This is a genomic window from Streptomyces sp. NPDC090499, from assembly GCF_044769305.1.
In the GTDB taxonomy this organism is placed as follows: Bacteria; Actinomycetota; Actinomycetes; order Streptomycetales; family Streptomycetaceae; genus Streptomyces.
In genome coordinates this window covers 495060-504520 of sequence record NZ_JBIVXP010000007.1, presented here as the reverse complement: position 1 = coordinate 504520, position 9461 = coordinate 495060, and the positions used below count along the sequence as shown (strand labels likewise).

The following is a 9461-nucleotide window of genomic DNA, read 5'->3' as shown; positions in this document are numbered from 1 at the left end:
CCAAGAGACCATCGACGTCGGACCTGAGCGGCACCCACGACCGATTTTCGCGCTGTCACCACGGCGCGGGCAACGCGTCACACCAACTTGGTAGCAACTGCCGAAAGCCCAGTCGCGCTAAGGGGGGTCCTACCATGCCCGTTGTACGCCCCTGCCGTTGCCCCGAACTGGCAAGCTGGCTGCCCGCGCCTGGCCTGCTGGTTTGAGCCACGGCCCGCGCATGAACGATGCGTGAGCGGACGGCCCGATACAGGGTGGCATGAGCCGGACCAAGTGGCTCGCCGTGCGGTTCTGACCAGGACAAACAGCACCGCACAGCAGCGCCAGGCACCACCCGGCAGGGATTCGGCCCCACTCCTAAAGCGGGTGTCGCAGGTTCGCATCCTGCCGGGGGCACAACGCGTTGCCGCTCTGACCTAGGGTTTCTCTCTCAGGGAAGGGTCCTATTTCGGGCTGGGACTCGTCGTCCGGGGCCGTTTGCGTGAGCGGGAAGGATTTCTTTGTCGCGGGTGTCGGCACGGTTCCGAGGTTTCCGTGGACGCGGTCCAGAGCGTGGTGTCGGGGGCGAGACAATCGGCCGACCCGAGTGCGGCCGGCAGGGACGCCCCGGCACCGACGTGTTTCCCGGCGTGTTCAGGAGGTCCACGCCGCGAGGAGCTCCGCCGGGCCGTACGCAGCGTCGAGCCCTACGCAGTCGGTCCCGCTGCGCGAGACAGCGATGACAGGCACAGGTGCAGACGTGAGCGCGGCGCGATGCCGGTGCAGCGCCGCGAGATCATGTCGGTCGAACGGGGAGTTCTCCAACCACTTCACCGAGCCAACGAACAACAGTTCCTCGGCGATCGGCTCGCGGTCCGCTCCGACGATGTCAATCTCCACATCGTTGGTGCGAGTCCAATAGCCGCCGATCGCGGGGGCAGCCGGTAGGTTCGCGTCAGGCAGCAGCCGTGCCAGCGCCTCGCGCACCAGAGGTTCAACGGCCCTACCGCGCCAACTGGTCCAGTTCTCGCGGATACGCCGCAGCGTCAGGTCACCCCGGCCCCTCTCGATCTCCTCCATCGCCGGACCCAGGAGCTTCAGCCAGAAGCGGAGATAAGGATCCGCGACCCGGTAGCGGCGGTCCTTCGAAGGCCGCGTCGACACAGGAAGCTCCGCTGCGATCACCCGCTTGTCGGCAAGAATCCCCAGCGACCGCTGTAGCGGCGTCGCTCCGATCCCGCCGGAGGCGCGGGCAATATTGGAGAACGTCCGCTCACCGCTGCCGATCGCTGAGAGCACAGTGCGAGCTTGGACCTGCTGGGGGAACTCCGCGGCGAGCGAGCGCTCCGCCGACACCAGCAAGGCCGAGACCGGATCGCTGAGCGCCTCCTGCAGGAACTCCCAGACGCCGGCGCCGTACGTCCACTCTGCACAGATCAGAGGCAGTCCACCGGTGATCAAGGCCGCATCGAAGGCCGAGGCAGGTTCGAGGCCGAGCATCTCGCCCACCTCCGCCGGGTTGAGCGGCCCCAGCATCATCTCCCGTCCGCGCTGATGGAACGGGCGTCCATAGCTGTTCAGCGCCTCCATCATCGACAGGTCGGAGCCGATGAGCACCAGCAGAACCGGCTTCGTCTCCAGTACTCGGTCCCAGGCCCGCTGAAGCATGCCTTCGAACGCGCCCGCGTCATCCATCAAATAGGGCACCTCGTCCATGACCACCACGCTCGCCCGGTCGTGCGGCAGCGCCGCCGCCAGTACGTCGAAGGCGGCATCCCAGCTCGCCGGGCGGGCGGCTGACAGCAGATTCGCCAGTGGAAGGCTGGATGACTGCGCGTCCTGACTGAGTCGCTCCAGGTCCGTCCCCGGCGACGCCCCTGTGGCGGCGTAGAAGAGGAAGGGCGCACCGGACATCTCAGCGAACCGCTCCACCAACCGCGACTTGCCCACTCGACGACGCCCGCGAAGCATCACGCACTGCCCGGGGCGCTCCCTGCCGATCCCGGCCGTCACCTTGCCCAGTTCGCGCTCCAGCGTCTTGAGTTCGTGCCGCCTGCCGACGAAGTCCGCCACGTCACTGCCTTCCTCTACCCCCGACACCAACTCTAGAGATACTAACATCAAGGTTAGTAATACTAATGTTAGCACTGACCTCGGATGGATGACAGGTGACAGCCCGGTGCACCCACGGGGAAAGATCAGCCTTCAGCGCCAGCGTGCTCCACTCCTGGACGCCCGATGGCCGCCGAATGCGTGAGCGGCGCGTGAGCGGACGACGTATCAGGAGCCGCCCTGGTCCGGACATCAGGTCGTGCCGCATGGCGCTGATCAAGCAAAAGAGCACCACTCGACACAATCAAGCACCACCCGCCAGAGATCCGATCCCACTCCTGAAGCGGTTGTCGGACCTATCGCCGGCGGACGTGACCGCGGACGTACCAAGCCACGACCACCACAACAAGGATGGCAACCACGAAGGCCCACACCGTCGTTGCGGTGCTGCGCGAGGTGTAGATCAGAGCAAGCATGCTCTGCCCGATACCCGGCGTGGGCAGCCGTAGCCCGTGTACTTCCTCCGGCGGCCTGCGACCACGGCTCCTCCTGCGAGACGCGGTGAGTGTCTGACTGCGTGACAACCGTGACGCACAACCGCGAACAACAGTGGACGTCAGCGGGCCATCAGCTCAGGTGAGTGGCACAGCAACCCAAGGGCAGCGTGCATCCCGAGTTGCTTCGGGGCGAAGAGGTCATCGCGCAGGGTTCGGCCACTGTGCTTCCGTCATCGGACTTGCTCTGGCGGACGGCTCGCTTTTCATCCGCCGTCCGTGGCTCTCGTTCACCCGTTGCCGAGAATCGCCCGCACGAGGGCCTCGACCAGCAATCGGGGCTCTCTCGTGGCCGACTTACACCTCGTTGAAGCCACGCGATGCGTCGTAGATGTCGGCTTCGATGACGACCACGAAGAAGCTCGTCACGACGTAGTGGACCATTACGCGGTCTTCCCAAGCCGCGCGCGTCACAGTGTCGGTCGTGTAGGCAAGGTGGCTGTCAGCGCCTTCGGGCTCCGCTGCGATTCTGTCGACGAGGCGCAGGAACTTCTCCCGATCTGCCGTCGGCATGTAGTCACGGAACCGCACAACTTGCTCGGTGAACTGCACGCGTCTTCTCATCGAAGCAGGATTTTACGGACAGGGCGCAGGACCCAGCAGGGAATATTGGCCGGGGCCTGTCGGCCTGCAGGTGACTCAGACGAAGGAGCCGTGCCGGACGCGCGCCAAATCGTGCGGGGAACCACGCGGAGCAGCGGGCACCGGCCCTGGGTGCGACCAGGACTCCTACACCACTCCACTGCACTGCAGGTCAGCACAGCCACTGTGCCCAGAAGACCCAAGCTTCCCAAGCTGAGGGCTCGAATGTCAGAGCCAGGTGCTAGCTTCCGCCCTCCAAGGGAAACAGGAAGGGGATGAGGGCTGGTGGGGGCTTCGGGGTGGGACTACTACGTGCCGTACCAGGAAGACCTGAACGCTGCGCTTCAGCGCCTGCGGCGTGAGGTGTTCGAGGCCGGGGACTACTACTGGGTCAACGGTGGCGACTGGCGGCCGGAGGGGGAGCGCGAACCTCGTCCGGGATCGCTGGAGGAGCTGTGGGACGACGAGTTGGTGCAGGAGGCCGGCACGCACTCGATCCTGGATGTCTTCCGCGTCGTAGGACCTGACGACACGCCGGACTACAACACCGTGGAACCCGTGACGGCCGAGGAAGCGCACAAGCTTCTGGGGGCGGACAAACTGACCCGGGCGCATGTCAAGGACTTCGACGTCTTCCCCCGGTCTCGATGGATCGGACGATGCGCGGTTCTGCACGACGACGAGGGCAACCCTCAAGAGATCCACTTCTGGGGCCACTCAGGCGACTGAACAACGGACCCAGCGCACAACCGGTTGATATCCACGCCTGACATCAACGAGCGCGTACACCGACGCACTCGAGCACTCGACGGCGACATGCACAAGCCCGCTTGGGGCCCTCGCAAGTGGTCGGCGATCGAACTCCTAAAGCGGGTGCCGCAGGTTCGAATCCTGCCGGAGGCACCAGGCAAAAGGCCTCGGTCCGATCATGGTCCGGGGCCTTTGACATCCAGTTTTGACCAACGGGGACGGGACGGAACGCCTCCCGCGTGGCAAAAGATTCGGCTCTCGATCGATTGAGGCAGCTGGCGCGAGCGCAGGCATTCGGATTTCACGTCGGCTCGGACCACCTCATCCGAGCTGGCCTCGACGCTCTTCTGGCCGACGTCGATGCCCCGTCGCTTGCCTTGCTCGCCGCCTGGGCCGTCGTGAGGAGCATGAGGCACGCGAGCTCTTCGATCATGTCGTGGACGAACTGCGGCTGGGATTCGAGGTGCCGGCGGACCCGATCGCTGCCAGGTGGGCCTTGGTCTGCTGGCTGGCTACTCAGCTCGTCGACGGCTCCCTGGACCCGGCGACCGGTGCCGACCTCATATGGGTCGAAGCAGCAACACAACTCGGCTATCCCGATCGCCTACAACCGATCGTTCGCTGTGGCATTGAGCTGGACGACTGGAACGCCAATTGGAGCACTCCGATAAAGCAGCTCGCAGCTCGAGGAAGAAGTCCTTGTCGCCGCCCGCGCGCTCATCGAAGGCGGCGGACTCGAGTCCGCGCTCTGAAGACCATGAAGCCCCAAGACTGTGACGTCTTGGGGCTCCGCGTCTCGGTTAGAGGGGGACGGCGTTGGTCGGCCTAAGCGGGGACGCCTCTGCAACAGCTTGTCCATGTGGCTCATGGCCTCGCGCCGGGGGTCCTGGACGACGTGCGTGTACACGTCCATGGTGATGCTGATCTGGGAGTGCCCGAGGATCTGCCTCACGACGCGGGGTGGGACTCCGGCCGCCGTGCGGTGGTGCCGTCGCGGGTGTCGCGCTGACGTACAGGCGGAAGGCCGGCCACGGCTTCATCTCACGTATTCCGGTTCGAGGTGGCTCGACGAGCAGGGGTCTGTCCGGAGCAATCCGACTCCACGTACCCCGCCCCGTACCGGGTCAACGTCCGCCTCACCTCGCAGGAAACGACCTTAAGCGCACATTGGCCGGTATGTGTCTCATATTTCCATATGGCCGATAAATATCTCCTGAACCTTACGCTCCACCACCAGGCTGCTGCGTCATGAACACAACCAAGCGAATCGCCGCCTTCGGCACAGCGGCTGCTGCCGTCGCCGTGGCCGCACTGGCTGCGGCTCCCACCGCCTCCGCCGACTCCGCCAACGGATGCGTGTACCCCCGCGTCTGCTTCTACCTCACCGACAGTGACTGGAACAGCGGGAGTCCCACCGCCGCGTACCAGGACGTCACCACCTCCTACCAGACGCTCGGCTCCAGGAGCCGAGGCGCGGACTGGGTACGGAACACCCGCAACGACGACCGGGCGTACCTCCGTTACATCCGCAACAGCACCGGCGGGACCGAGTACATCTGCGTCCTGCCGAACCAGACTGCCTACTTCTCCTCGGCGTACACCGTGACCGGCATCAGGATCGATACCGCGGCCACCTGTCCTTGAGTCCGCCCACGACCGCTGGAAGAGCCCGGACCGTGTGAGCGCGGCCGGGCTCGCGCCATGAGGCGGCGCCGTACCAGGGCCCACCCTTTCGAAGGTGCAGGCACCGCCCCGGCCGACCTCGAAGACGGGGCAGATGAGCACCCCCTACGACCGGATCGCCGTCCTGCTCGACGGAGCCGAGGAGAAGCGCCCCGTCGAGATGGCCGAGGACCTGGCCGGCAGGCTGCGCGACGCCGCGCGTACGCCCACCGGGCATCGCTCCAGGACGGCGACCAGCTCGCCTCTCGGACCTCCGGGCGGGATCTCGACCTGCTCGGCGTTGAGCAGGCCGTGGCCGGCCGCGCCGTGCTCCAGCTGCCGATCGGCCGCACCATCACCGTCACGCTCGACGAGGAAGGCTTCCGCAGCCCGAAAGAGGACTGAACCACCGTATGCAGCAACAGCGAGCTGCTGGACACCACGATCAGCGGCGCCGACGACCTGGCTACCACGACGCTCTCGACACCCTCGCGGAACTCCTCACCGCACACCCGCAAGAGGCCGCCTTCGATACCGGCTGAACCCGTGACCGTTCTCACCGATAACAGCTGTGGTGGGGCCCGCAAGTCGCCTGGGTGGCCCAGAGCTTGACGCTGAGGTCGTGGTTCCGTCATCTTCGTGCGGACTGGTGGTAAGGCGGTGCATGTCAGCGGTATTGGACCCGGGGGTGGTCGGCTTGCCGAGGCCCGTTCGGTGTGCACAGTGAGTGCTGCGTCCGTCCGGGGCGGGCGCGGGCGGAGGGGGAAAGCCGTGATGCGCTACGTTCACTGTCAGTGGGCAGCCGTCGTCGAGGCGGGGGTCGCCGTGGCCGTCGCCGCGCCTGTGGTGTTCGGCGTTCGTGGGCTGCCGCAGGTCGAAGGCGCCGCGGTGGCTGTCTTGCTGGCCTTGGCAGGGTCCAGCGCGTTCTTCGGGCTGGTGGCGGTTTCGACCCGGTTGACCTGGCTGGGCGGCGAGAAGCGCGATTTCGAGAGCGCACTCACCTTGAGCAACCCCGAGGCGATACTCCCCACGCGACGTGAGTCCCTGCGCCGCAGCTTCGACGGATCCTTCGTGGTCATCGTCGCAGTGCCGTCGCTGCTCTTCGGCCTGTTCTGGGATCCCTGGGCCATCGGTCTGGCGGTCATCTTCGTACCGGAGCGGATCGTCAAGGGTGTGTACCTGTTCTTCTGGGAGCGGCGCCACGGCGTACTGCTGTGGCGCGGCAAGGTCGAGGAACAACCTCTGGGCAAGGAGCAGTCCCTCTATTCCTCACCGCGGGGCGCGACGGCCGATTGACCTCGCCCTGTGTGTCGTCGCGCCTTGAGCATGCGGCGGAAGTGCCGGTCCTGGCCGTAGGCGTGATCGGCCGTGATCCATGTAACGGGCGGGTCGGAGGCGTGGGCGCGTAGTGCCAGGAGGCGGGCCGGTTCGCCCCGGGTCGCGAAAGCGCGCTCGTCGGGGACGTTCACGGCCCGGCAGTTCTCGGTGCGGCCGGCTGTGCCGGAGCGTGCCGTTCGACCCTGGCGGAAGTGTCCTCAGTGGGCGAGGCCCCGCTTGTGGAGTGCCGCGTTCGCCTTCGTGGTTGCACCACATGACGCCCGCAGGAGCGCGGAGGTCGACCAGGGACCAGATGAGCGGTGCAGCCCCGGTCGTAGATCAGCACCAGGCCGGCCGGGATACGGCCAGACGGATCCGGGCCGTCCTGGTTCAGCTGTCGGGGGCACAGTGAAAGGACTGGTCAGAGGCCCTTTCGTCCAACGGGCGGGAGGGCCTTCGTCCGTACCCCGCCCTGCCGACCGGCGTCTGCGGCGGTGACGGTATCGGCCGGCGGAGGGCGCCGGATGGCGGCGTTGTGGTTGCGGTCGGTCCGGATCGCGGTGAGGAGGAATGTCAGGACCGTACGTGATCAGATGGTGTCTCGATCCGGCTCGGCCATGGGAGCGCCGGGGCTCGTCAGAGCTTTCCGCCGATCTCGCAGGCGCGGCACGGCGGTCCACCGCAGGTGCACTGCATGATGGCGTCGAGGACCTGGCGGTCGTGGTAGAGGCACTCGTCCTTGCAGGTGTGGCGCGGGATGAATCCTGCCGGGATCTCGCCGGGCCACGGCTCGTGGCCGTCCCGGCAGCGGACGAACCGTTCGGGGTCGGCGGAGTGCAGCTCGTGCATGCTCGACCGTGCCTCGTCCTCCAGCTCACGCACTCGCTCCACCAGAGCCTTGAGCTCGGCAGCGATCCCGGAGTACCGGTCGGCGCCGGTCCTTACGTGCGCGGCCCGCAGCGCCATCGCCGCGTTGCCCAGAAACCTGCCGGCGTCCTGAAGATCGGTCACGTGGTGCATCTGAATGCCGGTCACGCCCCGGACCCACACTGCGTCCATGCTCACTGATCCACCTTCCCGGCGTTCGCCTGGTTTTCTTAAGAGAGATTAGGCGCGACGCCGGGATCTCTGCATAAGGAAAAGCAATATATTTATGGACGCTAAGGGTTTCCCCCGGGCCCGTCCAGTAAATCTTGGGTGAATCGGCTCACAGCCGGGTGGTGGATCTTCTATTCAATCTGCTGCTGATTTCCTGCCCGCCGGACGTCACCCCGCCCGTGTCGGTGACCCCGCCCGTGTCGGTCATCAGGCGACCGTGGTCATCAGGCGACCGTGTAGGAACTCGCTCCCGTCCCGGCGAGCGCACCCCCTTCGACGATCAGGTACTCGGGGCGGATGGGGCGGCCGTCGAGCCAGCACTCCAGGATCTCCCGCGTACCGGCCGCGTAGCGCGCCTGCGCCGAGAGGGTCGACCCGGACACGTGCGGCGTCATCGCCTCGTGGGGCATGGTGCGCCAGGGATGGTCGGGCGGTGGCGGCTGCGGGTACCAGACGTCACCGGCGTAACCGGCCAGTCGGCCGCTGTCGAGGGCCCGTACCACGGCGTCCCGGTCGACGATGAGCGCCCGCGCGGTGTTGACGATGTACGAGCCGCGCCGCATGGCCCCGATCAGGTCGTCGTCGAAGAGGTTCAGCGTCAGCGGATGCAGCGGAGTGTGGATCGAGAGCACATCGACCGAGGAGGCCAGCGAACGGGCGTCGGGATGCCAGGTCAGCTCCAGCTCCTCCTCGACCTCCCTGGCCAGCCGGCGCATGTCGTAGTAGTGCAGCCTGACGTCGAACGGCTTGAGGCGGCGCAGCACCGCCTGGCCGATGCGGCCGGAGCCCAGGACGCCGACGTCCATGCCTTCGAGGTCGTAGGCGCGCGAGACGCTGTCGGCGATGTTCCAGCCCTTCTTGGCGGTCACCCACTCGTGGGCCGGCATGTAGTTGTGCACCAGGGTGAGAATCTGCATCACTGCGTGCTCGGACACACTGATGCTGTTGCTGAACGTCACCTCGGCCACGGTCATGCCGTGGGCGATGGCGCTCGGCAGGTCGACGTGGTCCGACCCGATCCCCGCGGTGATCGCGAGTCTGAGCCGGGGGGCCGCGGCGATGCGTTCGGTGGTCAGGTAGGCGGGCCAGAACGGCTGCGAGACGACCACGTCGGTGTCGGGAAGCTCGCGGTCCAGGGTGGAGTCCGCCCCTTCCTTGTCGCTCGTGACGACAAGGGTGTGACCCCGGTCCTCCAGGAACCGGCGCAGTCCCAGTTCTCCTGAGACGCAGCCGAGGAGGTGCCCCGGGGTGAAATCGACGGCCTGCGGGGTCGGCGCGGTCTGACCGCCCGGATAGCCGCTGATGGTGGGAATCTCGTCGCGGGCGTAGTCGGGAGGATAACCGCCCACGGGGTCCGGATAGAGCACCGCAAGGATTTTTGCCATGACGTCCTCCATCGGTGGAACACCGATGATCTTGAATTTTAGTCGAGTGTGCGTCGCCACTGCAATGCCCTGGGATAATGGG

The 9461-nt window shown here is 66.4% G+C and carries 7 protein-coding genes and 1 pseudogene; 3 read left to right on the top strand and 5 right to left on the bottom strand.

From position 1 onward, the window contains the following. Positions 1-633: 633 nt before the first annotated feature. Together ACIQVL_RS27590 and ACIQVL_RS27585 are read right to left on the bottom strand one after the other, a co-directional pair. Complete coding sequence (locus ACIQVL_RS27590) at positions 634-2052, bottom strand: ATP-binding protein (protein WP_403476618.1); 1419 nt, start codon at positions 2050-2052, stop codon at positions 634-636. Positions 2053-2882: 830 nt separating this feature from the next. Next, complete coding sequence (locus ACIQVL_RS27585; RefSeq protein ID WP_403427152.1) at positions 2883-3137, bottom strand: hypothetical protein; 255 nt, start codon at positions 3135-3137, stop codon at positions 2883-2885. A gap of 342 nt (positions 3138-3479) precedes the next feature. Between ACIQVL_RS27585 and ACIQVL_RS27580 the strand changes: the two genes are divergently transcribed. Beyond that, positions 3480-3896, top strand: a complete 417-nt coding sequence (locus tag ACIQVL_RS27580; RefSeq protein WP_403427151.1) for a hypothetical protein — start codon at positions 3480-3482, stop codon at positions 3894-3896. 853 nt (positions 3897-4749) lie between these two features. Here the strand turns inward: ACIQVL_RS27580 and ACIQVL_RS27575 are convergent. Continuing rightward, a pseudogene (locus ACIQVL_RS27575) lies at positions 4750-4899 on the bottom strand (site-specific integrase); the annotation flags it as partial. A 266-nt stretch (positions 4900-5165) separates the two neighbouring features. Between ACIQVL_RS27575 and ACIQVL_RS27570 the strand changes: the two are divergent. Then, on the top strand, positions 5166-5561 hold the full coding sequence (locus ACIQVL_RS27570) for a hypothetical protein (RefSeq protein WP_403427147.1): 396 nt from the start codon (positions 5166-5168) through the stop codon (positions 5559-5561). A gap of 789 nt (positions 5562-6350) precedes the next feature. Then, the gene (locus ACIQVL_RS27565; protein WP_403476617.1) at positions 6351-6875 is read left to right on the top strand and encodes a hypothetical protein; all 525 of its coding nucleotides are present in this window, start codon (positions 6351-6353) and stop codon (positions 6873-6875) included. A 657-nt stretch (positions 6876-7532) separates the two neighbouring features. Here the strand turns inward: ACIQVL_RS27565 and ACIQVL_RS27560 are convergent. Both ACIQVL_RS27560 and ACIQVL_RS27555 read right to left on the bottom strand, forming a co-directional pair. Beyond that, entirely contained in the window at positions 7533-7955 is a 423-nt protein-coding gene (locus ACIQVL_RS27560; RefSeq protein ID WP_403476628.1) for a hypothetical protein, read from the bottom strand. A gap of 263 nt (positions 7956-8218) precedes the next feature. Then, positions 8219-9379, bottom strand: a complete 1161-nt coding sequence (locus tag ACIQVL_RS27555) for an NAD-dependent formate dehydrogenase (RefSeq protein WP_403476616.1) — start codon at positions 9377-9379, stop codon at positions 8219-8221. Positions 9380-9461 lie beyond the last annotated feature (82 nt).

What these genes read in the sequence shown, in the direction of transcription:
- ACIQVL_RS27555 (WP_403476616.1), bottom strand. Translation starts at nt 9,379, where the DNA reads ATGGCAAAAATCCTTGCGGTGCTCTATCCGGACCCCGTGGGCGGTTAT.
- ACIQVL_RS27570 (WP_403427147.1), top strand. Translation starts at nt 5,166, where the DNA reads ATGAACACAACCAAGCGAATCGCCGCCTTCGGCACAGCGGCTGCTGCC.
- ACIQVL_RS27560 (WP_403476628.1), bottom strand. Translation starts at nt 7,955, where the DNA reads ATGGACGCAGTGTGGGTCCGGGGCGTGACCGGCATTCAGATGCACCAC.